This is a genomic window from Streptomyces sp. B93, from assembly GCF_018070565.1.
Classification (GTDB): Bacteria; Actinomycetota; Actinomycetes; order Streptomycetales; family Streptomycetaceae; genus Streptomyces.
Genome location: NZ_JAGPXL010000004.1, coordinates 72526 through 96757, shown reverse-complemented (window position 1 = coordinate 96757; position 24232 = coordinate 72526). Strand labels below are relative to the sequence as shown.

The window sequence follows — 24232 nt, the reverse complement described above, 5'->3', positions numbered from 1 at the left end:
TGACTCCCCTTCCAAGGAGCGGAGTTCATGAAGGAGCAGAGTTTCATGAGCGACACCCAGAAGCAGTCCCTGTCCCTGGGCGGCGTGGTGGTGGCCACGGCCCTGCCGTACCGCGAGGACGCGTCCGCCCCCGCCGGGCTCGCCGTCGACTACGACAAGTACGCCGACCACTGCCGCTGGCTGGTGGAGAACGGCTGTCGCGGCGTCGGCCCGAACGGCTCGCTGGGCGAGTACTCCTCCCTGACCGACGACGAGCGCCGCAGGGTCGCGCGGACGGCGGTCGAGGCCGTGGGCGACTCGGGCGTCGTGGTCGTCGGCGTACACGGCGTCGGCTCGCACCAGGCGAAGCACTGGGCCGAGGTCGCCGCGGAGGACGGCGCCGACGGGCTGCTGTGCCTGCCGCCCACGATGTACCGCGCCAACCGCGGTGAGGTCCTGGCCCACTTCGAGGCCGTGGCCTCCGTCGGCCTGCCGGTCATGGTCTACAACAACCCGATCGACACCAAGGTCGACCTGACGCCGGACCTCGTCGCCGAGATCGCGCGGATCGACAACATCGTCGCGATCAAGGAGTTCTCCGGCGACGTGCGGCGCGTCCTGGAGATCAGGGAGCAGGCGCCCGGCCTGGAGGTCGTCAGCGGCGCCGACGACGTCGTCCTGGAGAGCCTGCTGATGGGTGCCACCGGCTGGTTCGCGGGCTTCCCGAACGTCTTCCCCGCGGAGTCGGCCCGCCTGTACGACCTGGCCGTCGCGGGCAAGCTGGAGGAGGCGCGGGCGCTGTACGAGCCGCTGGTCGCCGCCTTCCGCTGGGACTCGCGCACCGAGTTCGTCCAGGCCATCAAGCTCGGCATGGAGCAGGTGGGGCGGTACGGCGGCCCCTGCCGCCCGCCGCGCGGTCCGCTCACCCCACGGATGCGGGAGCGGGTCCAGGCCGACATGGCCCGCGCCATCGCCTCTCTCGAGAAGCGGGCCGTGTGATGCGGTCCGTCCGTACGGTCAGCGCGGTCGACTCGCACACCGAGGGCATGCCGACCCGTGTCGTCACCGGCGGGGTGGGCCCGATCCCCGGGGACACCATGGCCGAGCGCCGTCGCCACGCGATGGAGAACCTGGACGGGCTGCGCCGCTTCCTGGTGGACGAGCCGCGTGGGCACTCGGCGATGAGCGGGGCGATCCTCCAGCCGCCCACCCGGCCCGACGCCGACTGGGGCGTGCTCTACATCGAGGTCAGCGGCTTCCTGCCGATGTGCGGCCACGGCACCATCGGCGTGGCCACCGTCCTCGTGGAGACCGGGATGGTCGAGGTCACCGAGCCGGAGACCAGGGTGCGCCTCGACACGCCCGCCGGGCTGGTCGAGGCACGGGTGACGGTCACCGACGGCCGCGCCGAGAAGGTCACCCTGCGCAATGTGGACGCCTTCGCGCTCGAACTCGACGCGTCGGTCAAGGTGCCCGGCCTCGGTGAGGTCCGCTACGACATGGCGTACGGCGGCAACTTCTACGCCGTCGTCGAACTCGACCGGATCGGGCTGCCGTTCGACCGGGCGCGCAAGGACGAGATCCTCGCCGCCGGGCTGTCGATCATGCGGGCCGTGAACGAGCAGAACCGTCCGGTGCACCCGGTCGACCCGCTCATCGGCGGCTGCAAGCACGTGCAGTTCCTGGCACCCGACTCCACCGCCCGGCTCTCGCGCAACGCCATGGCCATCAGCCCCGGCTGGTTCGACCGCTCTCCCTGCGGCACCGGTACGTCGGCCCGTATGGCCCAGCTGCACGCACGCGGCGAGCTGCCCCTGAACACCGAGTTCGTCAACGAGTCGTTCATCGGCACCCGGTTCACCGGCCGACTCCTGGAGACCACCGAGGTGGGCGGGCTCCCGGCTGTGGTGCCGGAGTTCGCGGGCCGTGCCTGGATCACCGGCACGGCGAACTACCTGCTCGACCCGAGCGACCCCTTCCCCAGCGGGTTCACTCTCTGAGCCCCGGCAATCGCACGAGCGAGGCGGAGCCTTGGCGGTCCGCCTCCGGCCATGCCCCCGACCGGCACGCCTCCTCCAGCGCCGCGGCGGCGGCGCGCCGGTCGTCCTCTCGTTCAGGCGGGGGTCCACTTCTGGTTGTTCTGGCCGTTGCAGGGCCAGGTGATGACACGGGTGCCGTTGGCGGTGCCCTGGTGGTAGGCGTCCAGGCACTTGTCGCCGTAGACGCGGATCTCGTCGCCCGCCCATGTGGTCCACAGTCGGTTGGCGGCCGTGTGGCAGTCCCGCAGCGCCCCTCACCCGGTATGCGGCGACACCGTGCGCGGGGACGCTCCCGCCCCGGTGGAACAGCCCCACCGCGACAGAGCCGTCCGCCAGGGGCTTGGCGAACACCTCGGTGTTGCCGTCGTCACGCACCCTGCGTCCGCCCGCGCTCAGGGAGTCGTGGTTCACCGGCAGCAGACGCGGGTTGCGGACGCGGGCGGCTCCAGGTGCCTCCGGCGTCACGGAGCCGGCTGGATACGGTGCAGGTGCCGACGGGCGCTGAGAGGTCGGAAAGAGCTGAGTGGACCCGACCGTCGCCGTCCCGCAGAAGGGACTCAGAGGGCCGTATCTCAGCAGGTCAGCGCGCGGGACGTCCCAGGATGAGGTCACTTCCACGACACCTGTGGCCGAACATCGCGCTGAACCCGCAGTCTCGTCGCGGAGCCGATCCGTGCGGGAGTCCTGCGTCGGCAAGTGCCTTGCGCTGGGACATTCCCACCGACTGCCGCGAGGCCGCCGAAGCCCTCGCCCGCCAACAGCGAGCAACCGCCCGCCGAACCACCTCAACCATCCTGAAGGGGTTGAACCAGCATGTCGCGATTCAGCCGCACCATCATCGCCAGCGCCGCCGCTCTGGCATTCAGCGTCACCCTCAACACCAGTCCCGCCGCCGCCAGCGTGAGCAGGGGGTACATCGACGAAAACGCCGGCGCCCAGAACGACTTCTCCGACGAGGCCACCCTCTGGTCGGGCAGCGCCTACCAGAACAGCAACGCGGTGGGAGTGATCCAGGCGATTCTGTACGCCGAATTCATCATTGATGCCGTGGATGTGGACTGCGCCTACGGTTCGATGACGACGTGGGGTGTCAAGGAGCTGCAGAAGAAGCTGGGGTTCACAGGCAGTGACGTCGACGGCGTCGTAGGCCCGAAGACCTGGGACAAGCTGGACGACCGCCTCGTCGAGGGCAGTGTCTACAGCGACAGCATGCTGTACATCAAGTACCGCGCCACGAACGGTACGACTCCCAACCTGTTCCTGCGGGCAAGGGTCAGCGGCGGCACGTACATGTTCAAGTACTACGGCGGCCTCTTCGGCGGCAACGCGGGCTGGAAGCAGGCCCTGTACCGATCGCTGTCGGGTCGCGAGTGCAGCTGAGTCCTTCTGTTGGTGCTCCGTGTCTGGTGGCCGTGTGAAGTGTCGAGGCGAACGTGGAGGACGTGCGGCGGGATGCCGGGTGGTGGCGTCGAGCGGGACAGCTCCAGCACCCGGCAGGCGGGATCGAGCCCGAAACCCCGCAGGTGGGCGATCACTTGCTCGGCCTCGTCCGGGGGCGGTCGATCTCCTGGGCGGAGAACACGCGGGCGGCGGCCCGGCCCGTGGTCGTGTACCACTGGACGGCCAGCACGGCGGCCAGCGAGATCTCGACGAGATCGCCGCCGTAGTACATCAGCTGGGCTCCTGTGTGCAGGTCGCTGGTGGTGAAGGCGGTGCCGGGCGGGGGCGCGGCGTACAGGCTCTTGGCGAGCACGGCGTGGCCGGCACCGACGGCCAGCAGCGCGGGACCGCGCACGGCGAGGCTCCAGCGGTGTCGTACCGGGTCCAGTTGGCAGACCGTGAAGGTGAACAGCAGTCCGGCGGCCAGCACATGGGCGTGCGTCACGGCGTGCGGTAGCGGCTGGTGCTGTGCGGCGGCGAAGAGTCCGGTGCGGTAGAGCAGCCAGAGCCCGCCGATGTCCAGCACCGCCGCCACCGGCGGGAAGAGGAGCAGGTGGAGCGGCCGTGCGTTCCTCATGGCCAGCAGGCCGCGTCGCACACGTCCGGGTGGCGTACTGCGCAGGGCGAGGGTGAGGGGACGGGCGAGGACGAGGAGCAGCGGGGCCGCCATGCCGACGATCAGGTGCTGAGTCATGTGAGCGGTGAACGGCCCGCCCGGCAGCGGCCCCGACACCGCACAGGTCAGCGTGATGCAGCCGGTGGTGAAGGCCACGTCCCGCGGCCACGGCCACGCGTCCCCGCGGCGGCGCAGGCGGTGGGCGGCCAGCAGATAGACGCCGGCCGCGAGGATCGCGAGCGCGGCGGCGTACGGCTCGGCCGGGCTCCCCGAACCTGTTCCCGTATCGGCCGGTGCGGGGTGGACGTGGACCTGCGTCACGCTGTCGGCTCCGCCCGGGTGCGGCGGGCCGCGCGGGCGGCCAGGGCACAGCCGATGAGCAGCAGGATGAGTCCGCCGATGTTCCAGGCCCAGTCGTACGGGGTGACGTCCACCCCGTAGCGGATCTGGTGCAGGCGCAGCAGCTTGTGATCGACGATCCCGTCGAAGAGCTGGAAGGCGCCCAGGCCGAGGAAGAACCCCGCCCGCGCGTGTGCGGGGGCCAGGGCCCGTCGGCGGCGCAGGTCGGCGTAGAGGGAGAACCCGGCGACCAGGGCGAGCAGCTCAGCGGTGTGCAGGAGGCCGTCGGAGAACAGCCCCGCCCGGCTGGTGGAACGGTCGTAGAAGTGGTGCCAGCCGAGGAGCTGGTGGAAGACGATCTCGTCCACGGCGGCCATCACGGCCGCACCGATCAGCGCACTCACGGCCAGCGACCTCCGGCGCTGCGGACGCGGCCCCGACACGGGCTGCGGAAGGGCCGAATCACTCATGCGGGAGTCTCTCGCCTTCTGCCGGGCTGTGTCCTGTCGACCTTCCATCTGACCTGGTGAACCGGCCCGGGGGGACCCGCCTGGGATGCTGTTCAGTCACTGGCGCGGTGCAGTCCGCTCGGATGGGTGAAGGTATACGCGCCGGGTACCCGGCGGGGCGTGATCACGCGCGTGCTGTGGCGGGGACTGCAGGCCGGTACGGCCGGGGCGCCGTGATGACGCTCGGCGAGGAGATCGAGCAGGCGATCACCCGCCGACCCGGCTCCCATGGGCCCGGCGACCTGATGCGCCGCCACGAGGGACGCGACCCGCAGGAGATCCTCGCGCCAGAGCTGCCGAACGTGCTCACCTTCGAGGAGAACAAGCAGTTCGTCCGCGGCCTCCTCGACACCCAGATGGACCTCACCACCCCGGGCACCGGGTACGTCCGTGAGGCGCACGAGCGGTTCGAGCGGATGCAGGAGCAGACCCACGGCGGCGAGTACCGCCACCAGACCGAGGGCCCGCACCCCGACACGGCTTCCCGGGAGAGGTGAACGACATGGCTGGTGTCGCGGCATCGGACGCCGACGCGGTCGCCTTTCTGATGCGCCAGCACGGCGACATCCGCAATCCGGGCGGGGAGAAGGTGGTGGAGCAGCGTCTCACCGAGGGAACGCCAGGCCAAGGAAGCACTCGCCGAGCTGGACGGCATGGACCCCGACGACCCGGAGTTCCTGCCTCGGCTGCGGACCCTGCGCGCGGACGTGAGGACACACGCCCGCGCGGAGGAACGCTACGAGTTCATCCACATCCGTCGGCACGCGGACAAGGAGCGCCTGGCGGCCCTGGCGTCGGCGCTGCGCACCGCCGAGGCGACCGCCCCGACGCACCCGCACCCCGGCACCGAGTCCGCGGCCCAGAATTTGGCAATGGGGCCGCTGGCGGGGCTGGCCGGCCGGACGGCCGTCGGGCGGTCCACTGCGCGCCTGGATGGGTCCGCCGGCGATCGTCCGGACGTCCCGGGACGCCCTCGACGGGCAGACAGCCGACAAGGCCGACCTCGCCGTGCGGGAACGACCCGGTGGCGGACACCCAGATGGCGACCTGGGCGTCCGCCGGAGTCCTCGTGGGCAGCAGCAGAGCGCACAGACGACGACGGTGCGTCACCGAGCATGACGGTCCGGGCTCCTTCGTCGCCGTATCGGCCGTCTGCCGGCCGTCTGCTCAGCGCTCGGTTCCGCCGTAGGTACCCTCGGTACCACGTGCGTCGCTGGAGCGGGCTGCCGCGCTGGCGGCCAGGGCGAGCAGCAGGGCGATCACGCCAGTGATCACGTTGTTGGTGATGGTGCGTGTGGTGTCGACGTTGCCTGCCACCACCCATGGGGCGATGATCGTCCAGGCGCCCAGTGCGCAGGCGGCCCAGGCCATGCTGTGCGTCCGGTCGTAGGCGCGGCCGAATCCGCCGCTCATCAGCAGCGCGTAGCCGATCCCCACGATCAGGTTGTTGATGGCGAGCCGGGAGAAGTCGCCGCCACCGAATCCCGCGATCCACGGGGAGGCCGCGAGGTAGAGGCCCGTGAGCAGGGCCAGGGCGTCGATGGCTTGTGCCCTCGGGGTCGTTGCGGCACGTTCGGCCAGCGTGTGGCGCTGGCGCATCTCGACGATGTCGGGGTGGGTCTCCATGGCCGACCCGGTCGACGTGGCCGATCCACTCGATCGGGTCGATCCGGTGGGTCCGTAGCTGGGTGACGTCACTGCGATCACTTCCGGGAGAGAGGAACAAGAGCCGTGTTCAGCGCCGCTCCCAGAGGGCCGGTGTCATGCGGTCGGCCCGCTGGTGGGCGGTGCCCCTGGGTCCAAGGGCTGCGGGGCTTCCCGCGTCCTCCTCGGCCGATTAACCCTCACCGGGTCAACGAAACAGTAAAAATGCCATCAAATGGAACCAAATTTTGTCGTCAGGTCCCGTCATGGTCCCGCCATGTCGCCTCAGGGGGAGAAGCCTGCGGTGCATACCGCCGTCGGGCCGAGTCCCCTGCGGACTGAACCGCTACGGCGGATTACAGCATTGTCACGCAGAGGTCGGGGGAGTGGGGGCAGCGGAGTGATGCCCCTTGCGTGGTGGTGCTTGCCGATTGCGGGCTCTGCTGGGTGTGGAGTTGGGTGAGAGTCCAGGGCAACTGCTTGTGCGGGAGGGTGCGTTGTCGGCTGTCCTCCGCAGTCGCGTGCGCGCTGGGGGTGAGGGGCGGTCATCGAGGTGTGACGGTTGCCGGTCGTATGCCCACGGCTCGCCCACTACCTGAACCGCCTGCCCCAGTGATCAACTCTGCCTGTTTCATTGACATTTCACTCGGAAGACCTACCGTTGGGAGCGCTCCCAAAACAGCTGCGAAACTGGAAGGAGTTCCCCCCACATGCGCAACCAGAGTCCGTTAACCGGGCGGTCGCGGTCTTCCCTCCGTCGGCCCCTCCAGGCGCTCGTCATGCTGTTCGCCGCGGTGGTCGGCGCACTGGCCTGGTCAACCCCCGCCCAGGCTCACGGCACCATCGTCAACCCCGCTACCCGCGCGTACCAGTGCTGGAAGACGTGGGGCAGCAACCACACGAACCCGGCCATGCAGACCCAAGACCCCATGTGCTGGCAGGCCTTCCAGGCCAACCCCGACACCATGTGGAACTGGATGAGCGCGCTCCGCGACGGCCTCGGTGGCCAGTTCCAGGCGCGGACCCCGGACGGGACGCTCTGCAGCAACAACCTCTCCAGGAACGCCAGCCTGGACAGGCCCGGGCAGTGGAAGACGACCAACATCAGCAACAACTTCACGGTCCAGCTGTACGACCAGGCGTCCCACGGCGCCGACTACTTCCGGGTCTACGTGAGCAAGCAGGGCTTCAACCCCCAGACCCAGACCCTGGGCTGGGGCAACCTCGACTTCATCACGCAGACCGGTCGCTTCGCTCCGGCGCAGGACATCAGTTTCAACGTCAACACCTCCGGCTACACCGGACACCACATCCTGTTCGTGATCTGGCAGGCATCACACCTCGACCAGGCGTACATGTGGTGCAGCGACGTGAACTTCGGCTGAGCCGGAGAGCGCCGCACACGCACCGGCCCCGGCCGGGCGCCGGTAACCCGGCCGCCCGGCCGTCCGGGGCCCGTCGGGGCAGGGGACCCATGTGGTCACCCTGCCCCGACGGGGCTTTCCGCACTCCTGCTGCCCACCCGCTGCGCCCGTCGGCGCCGGGAGCCGCGCCCGGCCTCAAGGGCCGCCGGGAGAGCGAGGTGCGGGGCGTTCGGCGCCGCTGGTGTCGGCGGGACCCAGGCACGGGGTGCCCGCGCACACGTACACCACCTGCGCCGCGCGATCGCGGAGCTACAGGTCGTTTCAGGTGGCGGGGTGGAAGGGCCGTACCCCTTCAGGGGGTGTTACGGGCGCGGAAGGCGCTAGGACTCACGTCCCGGTGGCGTTTGAAGGCGGCGCTGAAGCCGAAGGCATCGGCGTAGCCGACCGACTTGGCGATCTGGGCGATGGAGGAGTCGGTGTCGGACAGGAGTGCCTCGGCCTCGTCCATACGGCATTCGGTGAGGTAGGTCAGTGGTGGGCGACCCATCACCTTGGTGAAGTGTTTGGCGAACAGCGCTCGGGAGACACCGGATTCGGTGGCGAGCGCCTCTACCGTCCATCTCTCGGAAGGCCGGGCGTTGAAGGCTTCGAGCGCGGGGGCGAGGATCGGGTCGGCCAGGCCGCGATACCAGTCGGGGGCTTCGGAGCCCGCCTGGTCGAACCAGGTACGCAGCGTGCACACCAGGGCCCAGTCCAGCAGTCGGTCCATCAGGGCCTGGGAGCCGGGAGAGCGCAGGGCGGCGTCGGCGGCGGCCGTCTCCAGCCAGGCGCAGACCTCCGTGCCCTCGTTGATCACGAGCACGGGCGGCAAAGCGCGGAGCAGTCGTTCATGGCGATGGCCCGAGGCACGGTAGGCGCCCACGATCAGTGCGGTGGCTCCGTCCGGTTCGTTGCCCCACCGGATGCCGCCGAGATCTTGCGCAGTGCATTCGGGATCTGCCGTGAAGCAGGCGATTTCGTACTCGGCGTGGGGGCGATCGAGGGTGGCCGGATGGTCGGCGAGGTGAAACGCCTCGGGCGTGCGCACGATGGCCGTGTCCCCTACGCCGACCGCTTGTTCGGCGCCGTCGGGCAGCAGCAGGGTGCCACCGCCCCGCAGCACGCTGACCATCGTGAGCGGGGCGCCGTCGACGAAGCGGATGCTCCAGGGCGCTTCCAGCACGGCGTGGCTGACGACGGAGCCCTCGGCCCGGATGCCACCGAGGAGCGCACTCAAAGGATCCACAGCAGCCATCGTAGACGAACTCCTATGCAGTGGAGGGTTTCTCCTATGGATCGTCTAATGGATCACGTGTCTACTGGACTGGTCGGACGCACCCAGACCTGCCAGGAGAAGCCGTGTCGCACCGTAGCGCCGCTGCCAGGACCGCCCTTGTGGTCATCGCCCACCATCGGGCCGATTCCCTCACCGCGCACACCGCCCGCCGTACCACCGCGCAACTCGAGACGGCCGGATACCGAGTCGACCTGCTCGACTTGCACGCCGAAGGGTTCGACCCGCGGATGAACGAGGCGGACCAGCCGGACTGGGGCAACCGGGAGAAGCCCTACTCGGACGAAGTCCAGGCCCATATGCGGCGCATTCTCGACGCCGACGTGGTTGTGGCCGTGTTCCCCGTGTACTGGCAGAGCGTGCCCGCCCTGCTCAAGGGCTGGATCGACCGCGTGTGGAACTACGGATTCGCCTACGGCCGCAGCAAGCCGCGCCTGGCGGGCAGGCGCATCCTGTGGCTGGGCCTGGCCGGCGCCACCTCCGATGACCCCGTCACAGAGGGAATGCAGGCCGCGCTGGAGACCAACCTGAGCGAGGGCATCGCCTATTACTGCGGCTTCTCCTACTCCTCCGTCGCCCTGCTCCCCGACGCCGAGGAGCGCCCGCAGCGCATCGACGCCGAGGGCAATCTGCTGGTGGGCGACGCCGTTGCGGGAGCCGAACGCGAGGCGCAGTACGCCGAGTTCGACCGCCGCGCGCTGAAGGCCGTCGAAAGCTTCCTCGCAGCGGAACTGTCGGCGGCCTGAGCACGGACACGGGCCCCCGCGCCGCCAGGTGCCGTGGGTTGTGGTGAGGGCGACTGGAGCGAGCAACACCCCTAGACCCGCCCCGACATGGGCGGCAGGCGGTTCTCGTCTGCTGGTGGTACGGCGCTTTGCGGGGCCGTGTGCCGCCCCGCGCTCGCGGATCTTTCCGCAGACGGGAGTAAGCCTGTTGTCGTCCACGAGCTGAAAACCACAGCGTGCGTAGTAGGGGGCGTCCCAGGGGAGCTGGGCGAACGTGGTGAGGGTGAGAGCGGGCGCCCCCTCGTTCCTGGCCTGGGTCGCCACATGGCCCCAGCAGCAACCGGCCGACACCGCGACGCGCGCTGTTTGAGTGCACCGAGACCTGCCCGACGTGGAGGCTGCCGTCGACGCGGTCGGCGATTGGGTAGTCGACCGGGGCGGCGGCGTCGTTGGCCACGAGCCAGGCCAGCCTCGTGGGGTGGTTGCGGACGAGTTCACCGGGAGGAAGCGGCTCGTCCTCGGCGATCTCCGGCATGCCGATGCGTCGGAAGCACTGCCCGGCGTCCCTCTCGATGTCCTGGAGGGCGGGCAGTCCGTCCAGGCGCACGGCTCGGATGTGAACGCAGGCCTTCTCCACGGCACGCCCACCGCCCGCACAGACCGGGTGGACGTCGACGTGTTGCTCATCCGGCCCGACGGCCGTGTCGTCCGGGCCTTGCCCACCGGGCAGGACCTCGATGCCACCACGCTGGTGCGTGTGCTGGGCACATGGTGCGGCCAACCGGCCTGAGCAGCGCATTAACAGTCGCCTCAGGTTCGCTCGGTACGAAGTGGGCGTCCAGACAAGCGATGCAACCCGTATGTAGGAGGCTAGTGATGGCAGTCAACGCAGCGCCGTCCGGGAAAACACCGGCCGGTCGGTTGGCGGGCCGGTGGGTGCCGTGGTTGGTGATTGGCTTGTGGCTGGTGCTGGCGGCGGGCATGGTGCCGCTGAGCGGAAAGTTGAGCTCGGTCACCACCGACAGCGCCGTAGACACCCTGCCGGCCAGTGCCGAGTCCACCAAGGTGGCGGTGCTGGAGGACAGTCTCCCCGACGGTGACAACAACACGTTCGTCTTCGTGTACCACCGCGCCGGCGGCATGACCGACGTCGACCGAGCGACGGTCGAGCGCCACTACGACAGGCTTGCCAAGCGGTACCCGCCGAAGGCGACGGACGCCGACGAGGACGACGAGGGCTCACCGACGAGCCCCTCCACCGACCGCGAGGCGATGATGTTCACCCTCGAGGTGAGCACGACCTACGGCGAACCGGAGACCATCGTCGGCCCGTTGCGTGACGCCACGCAGGACCGGCCCTCAGGCCTCGAACTCGACGTGACCGGCCCGGGCGCGATCGACGGCGACATGGATGCCGTCTTCGACGGCATCGACGTGCAGGTCCTCCTCACCACCATCGTCGTCGTCACGCTGCTGCTCATCCTCACCTACCGCAGCCCGGTGTTGTGGATCATCCCGCTGGTGGTCGTTGGCGCGGCCGCACTGACCGCGATGGCGACCGTCTACCTGCTCGTCAAGGGCTTCGGCATCGTGGTCAACGACCAGAACTCGGCGCTGCTGACGATCCTGGTATTCGGCGTCGGCACGGACTACGCGCTGTTGCTCATCGCTCGATACCGGGAGGCACTGCACCACCATGAGAACGTCCGGGTGGCGATGGTCCACGCGCTGCGCGGCGCGGCGCCGGCCATCGTCGCGTCCGCGGCCACCGTGGTCGCCGGCCTGCTCTGCCTGCTCGCCGCGGACCTGAACAGCACCAGCGGGCTGGGCCCGATCGGTGCGGCCGGCATCCTGTGCGCGCTGGTGGCCATGCTGACGCTGTTCCCGGCGGTGCTCGTGGTGCTCGGCAGGCGGATCTTCTGGCCGGCCATCCCGCGGTTCAGCACGGCCGTGGAGGAGAAGCCGGGGCTGTGGGGACGGCTCGGCACCGCCATCAGCCGCCGCCGGTGGGTGGCGACGCTCGGCTCGCTCGGAGTCCTCGGCGTGCTCGCCCTCGGGCTGGCGGGCAACACCGGCGCCCTGCGGGAGCAGGACCAGTTCCTGTCCGCGCCGGAGTCGGTCACCGGCTTCACCGTTCTCCGCCAGCACTTCCCGGAGCTCGGCGGCCAGCCGATGACGATCTTCACACGGCCGGCGCACCAGGAGCGGGTGCTCGACGTCGTCAAGGACACTCCCGGTGTGGCCCTGGCCATCCCGGAGCAGACCAGCGGTGGCTGGGCCAACATCTCCGTGTTCCCGAAGGACGCGCCGGACACCGCCGCGGAGTACGACACGATCAAGCGGGTGCGCACCGCCGTGCACGCCGTGAGCGGGGCGGAGGCTATCGTCGGCGGGCCGAGTGCGGAGAACCTCGACACCGAGGTGACCACCGAGCGCGACGAGAAGCTGGTGATCCCGCTGGTGCTCGCCGTCGTCCTGATCGTCCTCGGGCTGCTGCTGCGCGCGATCCTGGCCCCGCTGGTCCTGATGGCCACCGTGGTCGTCTCATTCGCCGCAGCCTTCGGCGGCAGCGTGTTCGTCTTCGACACGATCCTCGGGTTCAAGGGGGTCGACTATTCGGTGCCGCTGCTGGCATTCCTGTTCCTGGTGGCGCTCGGTGTCGACTACAACATCTTCCTGGCCAGCCGGGCCCGGGAGGAGACCGCGCGTCTCGGCACCAGAAAGGGCATGCTCAAAGCCCTCTCCGCCACCGGTGGCGTCATCACCTCGGCAGGCCTGGTCCTGGCGGCCACTTTCGCGGTCCTCACCACGCTTCCGCTGGTGATGCTGATCGAGGTCGGGTTCCTGGTGGCCTTCGGCGTGCTGCTCGACGCCCTGCTGGTGCGGTCGGTCCTGGTGCCCGCCCTCACCCTGCTGATCGGCCGGCGGATGTGGTGGCCGAGCAGGCTGTCCCGTCCAGCGGCGGAGCTGCCGGACCGTCAACAGCCGCTCACCGACGACGAGGAGCCCGCGCTGCAACGGTGAGCGCGACGGCACGGACGAGATCCGGGACGGGCCCCAGGCCCGTCCCGGACTTCTTCATGGCATGGGCCCGACGGTCGCCGCCCTTTGGTCCTGCGTCGTGCGGCCGGGGCCGGGGCTGGGGCCGGCGCATCGCGGTGTCCTGCCCCGACGGTGAGCCGCACGAAGCCATGCCCGAGGGTCGCCGCCCCTTGTCCTGCGCCGCCGCCGGGGCGGGTCAGCACACCGCGGTGTCCTCCCCGGCGCTGAGCCGAGCGATCGGGGCGGGCGGGGCCGCGGCCGGAAGGTCGACCCGAAGCAGCGCGCCACCACGTGCGGAGCGGGCGACGGTGGCCCGGCCGCCGTGGGCGTCGACGACCCGCTGCACGATCGACAGGCCCAGACCGGATCCCGGCAACGCCCGGGCACTGTCGGCACGGTAGAACCGGTCGAACACCCGCGGTACGTCGGCGGCGTCGATGCCCGGCCCCGCGTCGTCGACCTCGAGCACCGCAAACGCGCCCTGGGCACGGAGCCGGACCTGGACCGGCTGGTCCGCGGGGGACCACTTGCCGGCGTTGTCGACGAGGTTGAGCACCGCCCGCTCGAGCGCAGCGGGACGCCCGCTCACCCACACGGAGGTCACGTCGAGCGCGACCTCGATGTCGGGCATGCGGGAACGCGCCCGGGTCGCGGCGGCCACCACCACGTCGGCGAAGTCGAGCACCTCGGTGCTCTCGTCGCTGACGTCACCGCGCGCCAGGTCGGTCAGCTCGGCGACCAGGGTGCTCAACTCGGCCACCTGGGCGCCGAGATCGTTGAGCAGCCGGGTCCGGCTCTCCGCCGGCAGTGCGCTGTCCAGGGTGCCGCGCCGATCGAGCCGGATCAGCAGCTCGGCGTTGAGGCGCAGGCTGGTGAGCGGGGTCTTGAGCTCGTGGGCGGCGTCCTCGGCGAGGAGTCGCTGGGCCCGTCGGGAGTCGCGGAGCGCGGCGAGCATGTCGTTGATCGACTGGATCAGCCGCCGGATCTCCCCACCGCCCTCATCCGGGATGTCGGCGTCGAGGTCCCGGGTGCGGGCGACACGTACCGCGGCGGCGGTCAGCCGGTCGATCGGTGCCAGCCCGGTCCGTGCCACGGTCCGCCCGACAAGGGCGCCGCCGACCACGCAGAGCAGCCCGATCAGCAGCATGCCGAACCCGAACCGGTTGATCGGGCTGTCGTCGACGACGCGGGCCACCTGGACCGCGCCGTCGCCCGCCCGCAGCGTGTAGATGACGTAGCCGTCCTCGTCGCTGTCGTTCGACTCCATCAGGTCGGCCGACACGCCCTGTGCCACGCGCTCGGCGTGCTCGCTGACCGGGGGCAGCGAAGGTTGGCCGGCCGGCGTCCGGATCGAGCCGTCGGGCAGGATGATCCGCACCAGCCGACCGGACCCGGGATACGGCGGTAGCTGGACCTGCGCCAGACCGGCGCGCTCCGCGTTAGTCGCCAGGACGCGGGAGTCGGCGCGCAGCTGATTCTCGGCGGTGTCCCGCAGCTCCCAGTCGAGAAGCTCGCTGGCCACCTGGAAGGCCACGAACACGCTGACCGCGATGGCCGTCGCCGCGATCACCGTCAGCCTGGTCCGCAGGGACCGCCGACGCCACCATCGGGTCAGCCGGCGCGGTTCCCGGCCGGCGGGCCTGCTCACGGAGGAGTCTCCCGCAACGTGTATCCCAGGCCGCGCAGTGTGTAGATCAATCGCGGCTCACCCTCGGCCTCCATCTTGCGGCGCAGGTAACTCACGTATACCTGGAGGTTGTTGGCGGTGGAGCTCATGCCGAAGCCCCAGATCGCCTCGAACAGCGCGTCGCGGGTCAAGACCCGGGTCGCGTTGCGCAGGAGAACCTGCAGGAGGGAGAACTCGGTCCGGGTCAGTCGCAGCGGCCGCCCGCCCCGCCACGCCTCGAACCTGTCGGGATCGAGCCGGACGTCGGCGAACGACAGGATCTGCGACTCCTCGTCGGCCGGCGTGCGCCGACGCAGCAGGGCCCGCACCCGGGCCAGCAACTCCTCGGTGGCGAACGGCTTGGGCAGGTAGTCGTCGGCGCCCGCGTCCAGCCCCGCGACCCGGTCGGAGACCTGGTCACGGGCGGTCAGCATCAGCACCGGCAGATCCCGACCCGTGGCCCGCAAACGCCGGCAGGTCTCCAACCCGCCGAGGCGGGGCATCATCACGTCGAGGATCAGCAGATCCAGAGTGTCACCGCCGGCCCCACCGACCCCGTCGAGTACGGCGAGACCGTTGGCGACGGTGCTGGTGTCGTAACCCTCGACCTGGAGCACCCGCTCCAGCGAATCCCGGATGGCTGCTTCGTCATCCGCGATCATGATCCGCACGCCGGCCCGCCCCCTTCCAGTCGATGTTTTTGCCGCTCATTGTCCCCGATCAACCTGAGGCCAGGATTAGAGCGTCGCTGCGGACCGCGCTCCTGCGGCTACGTAGGGTCATCAACGAGGCAGGGCGAACGCCGAAATCTGCGGCTGCCTGTTCCAGAGTGACGCCAGCCTCGCGGCTTCGCGCGACCCGCACGACGTCTTCGCGGAACTCGTTCGGATACGGCTTGGGCAGTGCAACATCCTTCCAGGCCGCTTCTCAGCAAGCCAGGTCAGGTGTCACCTGTTCGTGCAGCAGTCCCGACGTCCGCCTCGACGGACAACGGGAACTGCGCACTCTCACCTCAGGAACGGTCGAGGGCAACGTCACCAGAATCAAGCTGCTGAAGAGACAGATGTACGGCCGGGCCGACGTCGCTCTCCTGCGACGCCGCATCCTCTTGCCACCTTGATCAAGCGACTGACACCACCAAATCAGCGACAGAGCCCGGAAAGTGATCCAGAACCACGATTCAGCCGCCGACAGAGGGCGAGCTGGAACTCGGTGGCTGTTCAGACTTGCTGCTCGAACTTCAAGGCTTCATACCGGCGCGCGGCGATGTCCTCACGGGTGCCGACGATGAGGGTCTGGGTGTAGACGTTGAGGTCGATCGACTGGCCGTGTATTTGGGCAAGGAGGACGACGCCGCCTTCGTCCGGTGGTGACTGCCAGGGGGTGGAGTAGCCGCCGAGTTGGACGGCGACTCCGTGTGATGCGCCGCCGGCTGCCGCTTCGCGCACGGCGTCCTCGAAGTCATCCAGGGTGTCGTCGCGGCCCGCGCCAAGGTCCAGGAACGCGCTGGTTGCCGGGCTGTCGCGCCAGTCGGGCGAGACGGTCAGTCCCGGTACCGGATACAGGTCACCCGGTTGGTAGACCTTGACTTGCTCTCGTTCCCCGTCGATCTCATAGGCCGCCGTGCGTTGTGTGGTTCGCACGCCGGCGGGAACGTGCAGTACCACCGACGACTCCGGCTCGTACTCGATCGCGGTGAAGAACAACAGGCTGCCGTCGGACGGCAGATCGATGTCCAGGGCTTCACGAGGGAGCGCTGCACAATCGACGGTCAGTACCAGAGGTTTGCGCCCATCGGGCCAGGCGACGCCGTCTGGCAGGCAGGGGAGGCCTCCCGTGCGCGCGACCGGACGGGCCTCTTGCTGCTGGGCGGGCGTCAGGTCCTGGAAGGGGACCAGGTGGAGACACGGCCGGGAGCCGGCTAGCAGTTCCTGGGCTACCGGGCTGGGAACGCCACGCTTCTGGGCCGCCCTCAGAACGAGCTCTTCCACGATCGGAGTGGTCATGACCGCGATCATGCCAGGACCGGACATCGGCTCACCTCAACTCCCGCCCCGGAGAACGCAGTTACCGGGCCTACAGCGAGGTGAGAGACCGAGCGACACAGGCATTGAGGGTGCGGGCCTGCTCCTTGACCGGACGCTGCTGGTCCCTGACCGGCGCAGCTCAGCGGGTGATGGACGATCTCGACTTACCGACAGGCTGGAGCAGCTTCGTTGTGTTGCTCGGAAGGCGCCGAGAACGGGTGATCGGTCACCCGGAGTCGCGCGAGCTCGGAGCGACGGAGCGACGCTGGTGACGGGGGATGGGCTGGCCGTACCGTCGCTTGCTCGGGAGGGGACGGGTCTCCATGTGCCCGCGGAGACGAAGCCCAGCGCACCATCGGCCGCCGTGATGGCGGTTTCGTCGTCGATCGCGCTATGCCGGATTCGGCACACAGAACGGCTCCGGCACGGGAAGAAGCGAGCAGGGCGGCATCACCGACCGCATGGCCCCGCATGGTCGCAATAGGGCTGCAGGCGGCTCTGTCCGCAGCCGCACAGCACGGCTCGGGTCTCGGCCTGCGAGCCTTGCGGTGTGTCCACGCTCAACTCACCGCGCACGGTCAGCTCACCGGTGGGGCTGCGGGTGATCGTGGTGGGCCGGTCAGGCGTCTCAGCCCCGCCGTCCGCGCGTGCGTACTGCAGGGCGCCCGAGGGGCAGCGCCGCACCACTTCAGTCAGTTGATCGGCCGTGGCGTTGTCCGGCTGGATCCAGGGGCGCTTCGTCGGGTCGAACACCTCGGGCAGGCCATGGACGCATTCGGCGGCGTGGAGACAGTGCCTGGCCTCGAAGGTCACTGTGATCGACGCTGCCTCGTACGCCCTCTGTTCGGACTCGCGGCTCATGCCCGCCTCCGTCTTCGCTGTGTTCGCCTTGTCAGTCACTGACCTTGCTGCGGGACTGGTACAGCAGATCCTGGTACTCGGGGTGCCGGGCGATCCAGCCCGCGAAGAAGGGGCAGGTGGCGAGCACCCGCAGCTCCGCCGCGCGTGCCTCGTCGAGGGCGGTGCGGACCAGCGCGGACCCGACTCCTCTGCCCTCGTACTGCGGCTCGACCTCGGTGTGCACGAACGCGATAAGTTCCGTCGTACGGATGTACTGCGCGATACCCGCGGGCTTGGACTCCCCGTCGACGCGGGCTTCGTAGCGCTTCGCCTCGGGAGCGTCGCTGACCTCGACTGCCATATGTCCTCCTGTGGGCCTGCCACCACTCGGCTCGACGGATTTCCGTCTGCCAGGCCTCCACTGTAACTCCGGTCGGTTGATGCATCAACTTAATGGTGTGAGAGGGTGCCCGCGCCGCGGGGGATATGGGCTTGGTCAAGCGGATTGGGCGGGTCGGTATTCGCAGAAGGCGCTGTCGCGAGCATCGTGAAGAGGGCGTCGGCTCGTCGTCCGGCGAGGCGGGGGAGGGCTTGGGAGTGATGCTTGCCCTGGGCGTTTTCTTGTCGTGGGGAGACTCGGAGGCCGGGTCGCTGAGGGCGGCGACCGCAGAGAGGAACCAGACCCGTTTCTGCTGTTTGTTTCCCTCTTTGAGGGGCTGCTCGCCTCTGATCGAGGAGCCCGAGTTGCGGGTCGCGGGGGCGAGTCTCTCGTAGGCGGGGAGGTTGGCGGCGGTCGGGAAGCTGCTGCCGTCGCTGATCTCGGTGAGCACCCCGGCGCCGGGGAGTGACCCGGACCCTGGAGCTGGTGATGACCTCGGCGTCCGGGTGTGTCAAAAGCCTCGACCGTCGCTTCTGTGAGGTCGTCGACGCTGGCGCAGACGGCATCGAGCTGTCTGGGCAGGGCGATGGCTTGGCGTCCCGAGGGTGCCGGTGCCTGGGGCGACGACGGCCTGCTCGTCGAGCGCGGTGAAGCTGTGTCGACCAGCCGCACTTTGTCGCGCAGGATGAAGTCGCGTTTGTCGTACGGGGCGTCGCCGCCCTTGCCGAAACTGTCTCCACAGGACGCATTACCGCCCTCGTCCGAGCTGTGCTCTCCCGGCATCTGGACAGCTCCGACGGATAATGCGAAAGCCTCACTCACTGGTGCACAGCGATGGCGACTTTGCCGCGTGGACGTCTGCGGCCCTCGCCAGCAGAGCCGCCCTCCAGCAGTGAGTGCGCCTGAGCGATATCGGACAGCGGTAGCACGGCGCCAATCACAGGCCGGAGTTTGCCCTGGTCGACCAGTCGGCCGAGTGCCGCGAGCTTCGCCCGGCTCGGGCTGACGAAGAGGAAGTGATAGGTCGCGTTCACGCCCCACGCGGCGAGCAGGTTCTGAGGTTCGGGGATGTCCACGATGGACACCACACGGCCTCGGTCGGCAAGGATCTCCGGGCTGCGGGCGAGGGTGTCCCCACCCACTGTGTCCAGGACGACGTCGATTCCACCTACCGCGTGGACCTGGGGCACATAGTCACCAGCTGAGAAGTCGATCGCGATGTCGGCGCCCAGTCCGGTGACGAACTCGTGATCCCTTGCCCGTGCTGTGGTTACCACCTCGGCTCCCAGCGCGCTGGCGAGCTGGATGGCGACCGAGCCGACCCCGCCCGCTCCGCCGTGCACCAAGACTCGTTCGCCAACCCGCACCCCGGCGCGTTCGACCAGGGCCTCCCACACCGTCACGCCCACCAGCGCGAGACCGGCGGCCTCGACGTGCGACAACCCTGCGGGTTTGCGGGCAATCAGAGCCTGGTCGATCGCGTGGTACTCGGCATAGGTTCCCTGCCCGGCGAAGATCGGCGCTAGGTACCAGACCTCGTCGCCCGGCTGGAAGTCGCCTGCCCCAGGCCCGGTCTCGACCACCACACCGGACACGTCGCTGCCGATCACCGCGGGCAGCGCTACCTGGTCGCGGTAGTCGCCGCGCCGGGTCTGCAGGTCGAGAGGGTTCACGGACGTGGCCTCTACGCGCACCAGCACCTGGCCGGGTCCGGGAGTGGGTCTTGGCAGCTGTCGGGTGGCGAACGCGGTGTCCGCGTCACCGAAGCGGACGAGTTCCATCACACGCATCGAAGTCGACATATGATGAGCATATCGAAGAATCGCGAATTGTCAATATGTACATGCGTTACGATCATCGTATGTTCTCGGAGGCGGAGTTGCTTGCTGTGTTCCGGGCCCTGTCCAACCCGGCCCGCCGCCAGATGCTGGTGTGGCTCAAGGAGCCGATGAGTTTCCCTGGCCAGGAGCCCGACGACGTCGAAATCGGTGTCTGCGTGAAGGACATCCAGCAGCGTATGGGGCTGGGACAGTCAACCACCTCGCAGTACCTCGCGATGCTGCGGCAAGCGGGGCTGGTGGTCGCCACCCGGCGGGGCAAGTGGACCTACTACCGCCGCGATGAGGCGAACATCGCCCGCCTCCTGGAGACCCTGAGGGACGTGTTCTAGTGCTGTTCAGTGAGGGGCTCGACGAGCAGACCTTCGTCGTCCCGGGCCCTGGCACCCTCGACGTGATCGTCCCGTCGCTGGCGAAGTCGCCAGCTGCCGTCCACGAACAACGCCGGGGGCTTCCCGTCTGGTAGAGGGTTCCGTCGCGGAGCATGGCGAAGAGGGCGCTGATGCGGTGGCGGGCTCAGCAGCGGTCGTGACGGGTCCGGGAGGCGGGATTGTGCAGGGCCGCGAACGCGGAGATGGACATCGCGTTTCAGTTGCCGGGTCCCGCCTCTGGGGCTTGTTCGCCGTGGACTGACGCGCCGCACCGCCGGGTCGCCGGAGCGAGTCCAGCATAGGAGGCCAGGGGGCCGGCGGTGGGGGACGAACTGCCGTCGTCGACGGTGGTCAGTGGCCCGGGGTGCCGTTCGTGGGCTCCCGGGCGAGTGCGGGGTGCGACGGGAAGCCGAACGCCCCGAGCCGGTGGTTGACCGTGACGGTGATCGCCTTGCTCGGGAGGCCGGTGACCCGCCGTCGTAGATCGGAAGGGCACCGGAACCGAGGACGCCTCGGACGGGTCCTTCGCATGTGTAGACGGTCCTGGACGGCCGGGGGTCACTTCCCCGGCTGTACGGTTCTGCGCCGAGGGGTAGGTGAGGACAGCAACGCCGGACCCCGGCAAGCAGCCACGCCTCCACCTTCAGCAAGGCGGGTCTCGACCCCACCAGCGCACGGTGAGACCGAGCGCCGCGAGGACGACGACGACGAGCGACCAGCCTCACCAAAGTGACCGGTTGAGCCAGAAGATCGCGCAAGCGAACTGCGGTCAGAACGTGAGGGGGAACCCAGTACCGGTGAGATCCCATCGATGGGGACGGTTTCGCCTGCCACGCCTGCCACGCCTGCTGGTCTCGGAGGCCCGGGGCCAATGTCGCAAAGTGACGAACTGTCGGTACGGGCCAGCTCGTTCTGCGACGCCCGCCCGTTCTCCCCTTCGCGAACGCATCCGCGCAGCACACATCGGAGGGTGGAGTCATAGCCCCGCCCCCCGTCGCGCATGGGTTCACACCATGCTGTTTCCGCTGGCGGTTGCCTCAGGCGGAGTGAGCTCCTGCACGACGTCCCAGTGCTCGACGATCCGACCGTTCTCCAGCCGGAAGATGTCGACGATCACGGTGGGGCCGGGCCCCCAGCCGTGGACGAGGCTGTGGGTGAACACGAGGTCGCCCTGGGCCGCGGTGCGCTTCGGCTCCCAGGAGAATCCCTTCAGACCGGGCACCGCGGCACGCAGCGTGCCGAGACCGTCGGGCATCTGGGGGCTGTGCTGCACGTAGGGCTCGGCCCAGTAGCGATCCAGCGCGGTGAGGTCCTTCTCGACGAACAGTTCCCGCATCGCGGTGACGACGATGTCGATGTTGCGCTGAGCCTGATCGTTGCCAGTCATGATCACGCCTCCTTGATGGTTCCGACGAAGTTGTAGAGGGTGCCGTCGACGGTGACGTTGGAGTACACCGTCGCCTTGGTGAAGTCCTCGACATGGGTCACGGTGGCGCCGCTGGCCTCGGTCCAGGAGTTCAGATAGACACCCTCGCGGATCTCCTTCAGGTCGAGCGTGACGGTCTCCGCGTGGCCGTCAGGTGCGAGCCCGCCACCTTCCTCGACCACGAAGCTGCCCTGCGACTGAGAGTCGAAGGTGAACCTCACCTTCAGTGGGCCTAGTTCGAACTTGTAGCTCTTGCCGACCATTGGATACGTCATGGCGTTTCCTTCACTGGGCGCCGGAGAACCGCGACGAGTTTGATGTCCGCGACTGGAAACCCTGCCTGCGGCGCCGGCCTCGATCACTTCACCGCGGGTCGTTCTGCATGGGCGGGCCGTCCTGCGATGTCTGTAACGCGCCGCGACGGAATCGATACGACATGTTGTGCGCTGCCCTCGCGGCGCCGCCTACGTCACCGACGTGTAGCTGCGACCCCCGCACAGCGTTTCTTTGTTGATGCATAAAACATACGGCTCTATGGTTTACGTGTCAACTAGATTGTCGGGAGGTGCTGGGGTGACGGAAGGGGCATGACCGTCGTACCAGGGCCGGAGTTCCGGCCGGTCGGCTGCGTTCCCGAACCGGTGGGCGAGACAGTCGCCCCCAGGAGTGGACGGACTGGACCCGGCAGCTTCCACCACGCACACTTCGACAACAGGGCCTCTTGTTCCTCGCTGGACCCGACAACCGCGAGCTACCAGCCGACAAGTCACCCGATCCAGGACCCCCGCGAACCAGCCCAGCCCGACCGCAGGACCGGATAGAGAACGGCCAGTTAGGCGCGTCAACTAACTTCCGTAGTAGCGTTGTGGCGAGAGGACCAGACGTGGTCTGGAGCCGCAGACGGGCACAACCGGGCTGCACGCTAGAGACGTTCGCTGTTGGCGAGCGGCCGCTCGCAGTCGGCCGACCTCGTCGGGCCCCCTGCCTCGCGGATTGCACCGTGGGTCCTCGACCGCATCGCGACGACCCCGCCGTTCGCCCGGGCGCGCCTCGGGTGACTCCTCGGCTCGGATCTCTTCTGTGATAGGCGCCGTAAACCGCAACGCGCGAAGAACGCCAACGACGCCCCGACGCCTGCATGATCTGGACAATCATCGTCACCAGACGTGTCGGCGGCATGGATGAGCTGCCGAAGATCTCGTTACGCTCGTTCCATGAACGCATCACCCCGCTGGCTGACCCAGGAGGAGCAGATTGCCTGGGACGGTTTCATCCGCATGCAGGAAAAGCTCATCGGGCGCCTTTCCCGCTATGTCCAAGCTGACTCCCGCATGTCCGCCTCCGACTTCATCGTGCTGGCCAAGCTCACCGAAGCCGGGGGACGGATGCGCTTCATGGACCTGACCAAGCTGGTGGAGTGGGAGAAGAGCCGCATGTCCCACCAGGTCGGACGGATGGCGAAGCGTGGACTGGTGGCCAAGGAGGAGTGCCCCGACGACGGGCGCGGAGCGTTTATCGTCGCCACCCCGGCCGGCTACCAGGCGATCGAGGACGCCGCGCCCCTGCACGTCGAGCACGTCCGCCGACTGTTCATCGACGCCCTGACGAAAGACGAGCTCGCCACTATCGCCAGGATCTCGGCTCATGTCCTCGAGCACCTCGAGAAGGAGCCCGACTGACCGGTCCGGAGCTCCCTTCGCCGGCCAAGGACTGGTCCCACAGCTGGTCCAGCAGGCACTCGACGACGTGCGTGCGTCCGGGATGCGGATCGTCCCGGTCTGTCCCTACGTCGCCAAGTTCCTAAGACGCCATCTCATTTGGTGAGTCGGCGATGGCAGATGAGGGTGCAGGCGATGCTGGTGAAGGCCAGGAAGTGCTCGGCTTTGCGCTCGTAGCGTCGGTGCAGTCGGCGGCATCCTGCGAGCCAGGACATCGTGCGTTCTATCGTCCAGCGGTGGCGGCCCAGGCGAGTCGAGGACTCGATGCCCTTGCGGGCGATGCGGTGCCTGATGCCTCGCCTGCGTAACCATCGCCGCAGGTGGTCGTAGTCGTATCCCTTGTCGGCGTGGAGCTTTCCCGGTTTGCGCCGCCGTCGTCCGCGCCGGGAGCGGATCGGCGGTATCCCCTTCACCAGCGGGATCAGCGCCTGACTGTCGTGCAGGTTCGCCCCCGAGATCCCGACGGACAGGGGCAGACCGGTCCGCTCGGTGATCAGGTGGATCTTCGAGCCGTACTTGCCCCGGTCGACAGGATTCGGACCTGTCAGCTCCCCCTTTTCAGGGCCCGCATGTTCACCGAGTCGATCGCACAGCGGGACCAGTCCAGCTCGCCGCGGGCACCAAGCTCATCGAGGACCAGGCGGTGGAGTTTTGCCCACACCCGGGCCTTCGACCACTCGGAAAAGCGCCGGTGAGCCGTCGCTCCCGATGGCCCGAACGACGCGGACGGCAGCTGCTGCCACGTGCAGCCCGACGTGGCCACGAACACGATTGCAGCCAACACCTCCCGGTCGCCATGCCGACGCCGACCGCCGCCCTGAGGCCGCGAGGGAGCCTCCGGGACCACCCGCTGGAACAGCTCCCACAACTCATCCGGCACCAGCCGCTCAACGATCGAAACCACGACCGATAGGCTACCGATCCAAATGAGATGACG

The 24232-nt window shown here is 68.8% G+C and carries 23 protein-coding genes and 5 pseudogenes; 11 read left to right on the top strand and 17 right to left on the bottom strand.

Features of this window, described 5'->3' with window-relative positions; genetic code table 11:
• The first annotated feature begins 27 nt into the window (after positions 1-27).
• Positions 28-978: a dihydrodipicolinate synthase family protein gene (locus KBY47_RS05580; RefSeq protein WP_247694264.1), complete on the top strand. Its 951-nt coding sequence runs from the start codon at positions 28-30 to the stop codon at positions 976-978.
• Complete coding sequence (locus KBY47_RS05575; RefSeq protein ID WP_210919792.1) at positions 978-1979, top strand: proline racemase family protein; 1002 nt, start codon at positions 978-980, stop codon at positions 1977-1979. The genes KBY47_RS05580 and KBY47_RS05575 overlap by 1 nt, the downstream gene beginning before the upstream one ends.
• 122 nt (positions 1980-2101) lie before the next feature.
• Here the strand turns inward: KBY47_RS05575 and KBY47_RS05570 are convergent.
• A pseudogene (locus tag KBY47_RS05570) lies at positions 2102-2504 on the bottom strand (ricin-type beta-trefoil lectin domain protein); the annotation flags it as partial.
• Positions 2505-2831: 327 nt separating this feature from the next.
• Between KBY47_RS05570 and KBY47_RS05565 the strand changes: the two are divergent.
• Complete coding sequence (locus tag KBY47_RS05565; RefSeq protein WP_210919791.1) at positions 2832-3398, top strand: peptidoglycan-binding protein; 567 nt, start codon at positions 2832-2834, stop codon at positions 3396-3398.
• A 151-nt stretch (positions 3399-3549) separates the two neighbouring features.
• Here KBY47_RS05565 and KBY47_RS05560 read toward each other — a convergent pair whose 3' ends face one another.
• Both KBY47_RS05560 and KBY47_RS05555 read right to left on the bottom strand, forming a co-directional pair.
• Positions 3550-4395, bottom strand: coding sequence for a cytochrome c oxidase assembly protein (locus KBY47_RS05560; protein WP_210919790.1), 846 nt, complete (start codon positions 4393-4395; stop codon positions 3550-3552).
• Positions 4392-4883: a DUF2243 domain-containing protein gene (locus KBY47_RS05555; RefSeq protein ID WP_210919789.1), complete on the bottom strand. Its 492-nt coding sequence runs from the start codon at positions 4881-4883 to the stop codon at positions 4392-4394. The genes KBY47_RS05560 and KBY47_RS05555 overlap by 4 nt, the downstream gene beginning before the upstream one ends.
• A gap of 176 nt (positions 4884-5059) precedes the next feature.
• Between KBY47_RS05555 and KBY47_RS05550 the strand changes: the two genes are divergently transcribed.
• Positions 5060-5419 carry a hypothetical protein gene (locus KBY47_RS05550; RefSeq protein ID WP_247694263.1) on the top strand — a complete coding sequence of 120 codons (360 nt, stop codon included), beginning with the start codon at positions 5060-5062 and terminating at the stop codon, positions 5417-5419.
• Between the two features lie 670 nt (positions 5420-6089).
• Here KBY47_RS05550 and KBY47_RS05545 read toward each other — a convergent pair.
• Positions 6090-6548 (bottom strand): SPW repeat protein, encoded by a 459-nt coding sequence (locus tag KBY47_RS05545; RefSeq protein ID WP_210919788.1) that lies wholly within the window; start codon positions 6546-6548, stop codon positions 6090-6092.
• 797 nt (positions 6549-7345) lie between these two features.
• On the opposite strand from KBY47_RS05545, the gene KBY47_RS05540 reads away from it, so the two are divergent.
• Positions 7346-7951 carry a lytic polysaccharide monooxygenase gene (locus KBY47_RS05540; RefSeq protein ID WP_210919948.1) on the top strand — a complete coding sequence of 202 codons (606 nt, stop codon included), beginning with the start codon at positions 7346-7348 and terminating at the stop codon, positions 7949-7951.
• Positions 7952-8282: 331 nt separating this feature from the next.
• Here the strand turns inward: KBY47_RS05540 and KBY47_RS05535 are convergent, their stop codons facing one another.
• The gene (locus KBY47_RS05535) at positions 8283-9224 is read right to left on the bottom strand and encodes an AraC family transcriptional regulator (RefSeq protein ID WP_210919787.1); all 942 of its coding nucleotides are present in this window, start codon (positions 9222-9224) and stop codon (positions 8283-8285) included.
• A gap of 104 nt (positions 9225-9328) precedes the next feature.
• Between KBY47_RS05535 and KBY47_RS05530 the strand changes: the two genes are divergently transcribed.
• On the top strand, positions 9329-10009 hold the full coding sequence (locus KBY47_RS05530; RefSeq protein WP_210919786.1) for an NAD(P)H oxidoreductase: 681 nt from the start codon (positions 9329-9331) through the stop codon (positions 10007-10009).
• A 135-nt stretch (positions 10010-10144) separates the two neighbouring features.
• Here KBY47_RS05530 and KBY47_RS36305 read toward each other — a convergent pair.
• A pseudogene (locus tag KBY47_RS36305) lies at positions 10145-10625 on the bottom strand (GNAT family N-acetyltransferase); the annotation flags it as partial.
• A gap of 239 nt (positions 10626-10864) precedes the next feature.
• Here KBY47_RS36305 and KBY47_RS05520 point away from each other — a divergent pair.
• Positions 10865-13012 (top strand): MMPL family transporter, encoded by a 2148-nt coding sequence (locus tag KBY47_RS05520; RefSeq protein ID WP_210919784.1) that lies wholly within the window; start codon positions 10865-10867, stop codon positions 13010-13012.
• Between the two features lie 214 nt (positions 13013-13226).
• Here KBY47_RS05520 and KBY47_RS05515 read toward each other — a convergent pair whose 3' ends face one another.
• The 7 genes and pseudogenes from KBY47_RS05515 to KBY47_RS05485 form a co-directional block, all read right to left on the bottom strand.
• Positions 13227-14678, bottom strand: a complete 1452-nt coding sequence (locus KBY47_RS05515; protein WP_210919783.1) for a HAMP domain-containing sensor histidine kinase — start codon at positions 14676-14678, stop codon at positions 13227-13229.
• Complete coding sequence (locus tag KBY47_RS05510; protein ID WP_210919782.1) at positions 14675-15367, bottom strand: response regulator transcription factor; 693 nt, start codon at positions 15365-15367, stop codon at positions 14675-14677. Before KBY47_RS05510 ends, KBY47_RS05515 begins: the two co-directional genes overlap by 4 nt.
• A gap of 549 nt (positions 15368-15916) precedes the next feature.
• Complete coding sequence (locus KBY47_RS05505) at positions 15917-16702, bottom strand: DUF1963 domain-containing protein (protein WP_210919781.1); 786 nt, start codon at positions 16700-16702, stop codon at positions 15917-15919.
• Between the two features lie 471 nt (positions 16703-17173).
• Positions 17174-17584 carry a (4Fe-4S)-binding protein gene (locus tag KBY47_RS05500; RefSeq protein WP_210919780.1) on the bottom strand — a complete coding sequence of 137 codons (411 nt, stop codon included), beginning with the start codon at positions 17582-17584 and terminating at the stop codon, positions 17174-17176.
• Positions 17585-17615: 31 nt separating this feature from the next.
• Complete coding sequence (locus tag KBY47_RS05495) at positions 17616-17924, bottom strand: GNAT family N-acetyltransferase (protein WP_210919779.1); 309 nt, start codon at positions 17922-17924, stop codon at positions 17616-17618.
• A 304-nt stretch (positions 17925-18228) separates the two neighbouring features.
• Positions 18229-18411, bottom strand: a pseudogene (locus KBY47_RS37325) (transposase); the annotation flags it as partial.
• Between the two features lie 349 nt (positions 18412-18760).
• Complete coding sequence (locus KBY47_RS05485) at positions 18761-19732, bottom strand: zinc-binding dehydrogenase (RefSeq protein WP_247694284.1); 972 nt, start codon at positions 19730-19732, stop codon at positions 18761-18763.
• Positions 19733-19803: 71 nt separating this feature from the next.
• On the opposite strand from KBY47_RS05485, the gene KBY47_RS05480 reads away from it, so the two are divergent.
• Both KBY47_RS05480 and KBY47_RS36955 read left to right on the top strand, forming a co-directional pair.
• Positions 19804-20112 (top strand): helix-turn-helix transcriptional regulator, encoded by a 309-nt coding sequence (locus tag KBY47_RS05480; RefSeq protein ID WP_210919777.1) that lies wholly within the window; start codon positions 19804-19806, stop codon positions 20110-20112.
• Positions 20112-20246 carry a hypothetical protein gene (locus KBY47_RS36955; protein ID WP_282108361.1) on the top strand — a complete coding sequence of 45 codons (135 nt, stop codon included), beginning with the start codon at positions 20112-20114 and terminating at the stop codon, positions 20244-20246. Before KBY47_RS05480 ends, KBY47_RS36955 begins: the two co-directional genes overlap by 1 nt.
• On the opposite strand, the pseudogene KBY47_RS36300 reads toward KBY47_RS36955, so the two are convergent.
• From KBY47_RS36300 to KBY47_RS05470, 3 genes and pseudogenes are all read right to left on the bottom strand, one after another.
• Positions 20225-20506, bottom strand: a pseudogene (locus KBY47_RS36300) (transposase); the annotation flags it as partial. The gene KBY47_RS36955 and the pseudogene KBY47_RS36300 overlap by 22 nt on opposite strands.
• A 651-nt stretch (positions 20507-21157) precedes the next feature.
• Entirely contained in the window at positions 21158-21538 is a 381-nt protein-coding gene (locus KBY47_RS05475) for a nuclear transport factor 2 family protein (RefSeq protein WP_247694262.1), read from the bottom strand.
• Positions 21539-21540: 2 nt separating this feature from the next.
• Positions 21541-21852, bottom strand: coding sequence for a hypothetical protein (locus tag KBY47_RS05470; RefSeq protein WP_210919776.1), 312 nt, complete (start codon positions 21850-21852; stop codon positions 21541-21543).
• Between the two features lie 939 nt (positions 21853-22791).
• Between KBY47_RS05470 and KBY47_RS05465 the strand changes: the two genes are divergently transcribed.
• Positions 22792-23256, top strand: a complete 465-nt coding sequence (locus KBY47_RS05465) for a MarR family winged helix-turn-helix transcriptional regulator (RefSeq protein WP_210919775.1) — start codon at positions 22792-22794, stop codon at positions 23254-23256.
• 16 nt (positions 23257-23272) lie between these two features.
• Positions 23273-23389: pseudogene (locus KBY47_RS05460) on the top strand (GNAT family N-acetyltransferase); the annotation flags it as partial.
• A gap of 1 nt (position 23390) precedes the next feature.
• Here the strand turns inward: KBY47_RS05460 and KBY47_RS05455 are convergent.
• Positions 23391-24190 (bottom strand): IS5 family transposase gene (locus KBY47_RS05455; RefSeq protein WP_308405064.1). Its coding sequence is split into 2 segments (ribosomal slippage): positions 23391-23852 and positions 23855-24190, totalling 798 coding nucleotides; the frame shifts between segments, so codons are not numbered across the junction.
• Between the last annotated feature and the right edge of the window lie 42 nt (positions 24191-24232).

What these genes read in the sequence shown, in the direction of transcription:
- KBY47_RS05580 (WP_247694264.1), top strand. Translation starts at nt 28, where the DNA reads ATGAAGGAGCAGAGTTTCATGAGCGACACCCAGAAGCAGTCCCTGTCC.
- KBY47_RS05575 (WP_210919792.1), top strand. Translation starts at nt 978, where the DNA reads ATGCGGTCCGTCCGTACGGTCAGCGCGGTCGACTCGCACACCGAGGGC.
- KBY47_RS05565 (WP_210919791.1), top strand. Translation starts at nt 2,832, where the DNA reads ATGTCGCGATTCAGCCGCACCATCATCGCCAGCGCCGCCGCTCTGGCA.
- KBY47_RS05555 (WP_210919789.1), bottom strand. Translation starts at nt 4,883, where the DNA reads ATGAGTGATTCGGCCCTTCCGCAGCCCGTGTCGGGGCCGCGTCCGCAG.
- KBY47_RS05545 (WP_210919788.1), bottom strand. Translation starts at nt 6,548, where the DNA reads ATGGAGACCCACCCCGACATCGTCGAGATGCGCCAGCGCCACACGCTG.
- KBY47_RS05540 (WP_210919948.1), top strand. Translation starts at nt 7,346, where the DNA reads ATGCTGTTCGCCGCGGTGGTCGGCGCACTGGCCTGGTCAACCCCCGCC.
- KBY47_RS05535 (WP_210919787.1), bottom strand. Translation starts at nt 9,224, where the DNA reads ATGGCTGCTGTGGATCCTTTGAGTGCGCTCCTCGGTGGCATCCGGGCC.
- KBY47_RS05520 (WP_210919784.1), top strand. Translation starts at nt 10,865, where the DNA reads ATGGCAGTCAACGCAGCGCCGTCCGGGAAAACACCGGCCGGTCGGTTG.
- KBY47_RS05505 (WP_210919781.1), bottom strand. Translation starts at nt 16,702, where the DNA reads ATGACCACTCCGATCGTGGAAGAGCTCGTTCTGAGGGCGGCCCAGAAG.
- KBY47_RS05500 (WP_210919780.1), bottom strand. Translation starts at nt 17,584, where the DNA reads ATGAGCCGCGAGTCCGAACAGAGGGCGTACGAGGCAGCGTCGATCACA.
- KBY47_RS05495 (WP_210919779.1), bottom strand. Translation starts at nt 17,924, where the DNA reads ATGGCAGTCGAGGTCAGCGACGCTCCCGAGGCGAAGCGCTACGAAGCC.
- KBY47_RS05485 (WP_247694284.1), bottom strand. Translation starts at nt 19,732, where the DNA reads ATGCGTGTGATGGAACTCGTCCGCTTCGGTGACGCGGACACCGCGTTC.
- KBY47_RS05480 (WP_210919777.1), top strand. Translation starts at nt 19,804, where the DNA reads ATGTTCTCGGAGGCGGAGTTGCTTGCTGTGTTCCGGGCCCTGTCCAAC.
- KBY47_RS05475 (WP_247694262.1), bottom strand. Translation starts at nt 21,538, where the DNA reads ATGACTGGCAACGATCAGGCTCAGCGCAACATCGACATCGTCGTCACC.
- KBY47_RS05470 (WP_210919776.1), bottom strand. Translation starts at nt 21,852, where the DNA reads ATGACGTATCCAATGGTCGGCAAGAGCTACAAGTTCGAACTAGGCCCA.
- KBY47_RS05465 (WP_210919775.1), top strand. Translation starts at nt 22,792, where the DNA reads ATGAACGCATCACCCCGCTGGCTGACCCAGGAGGAGCAGATTGCCTGG.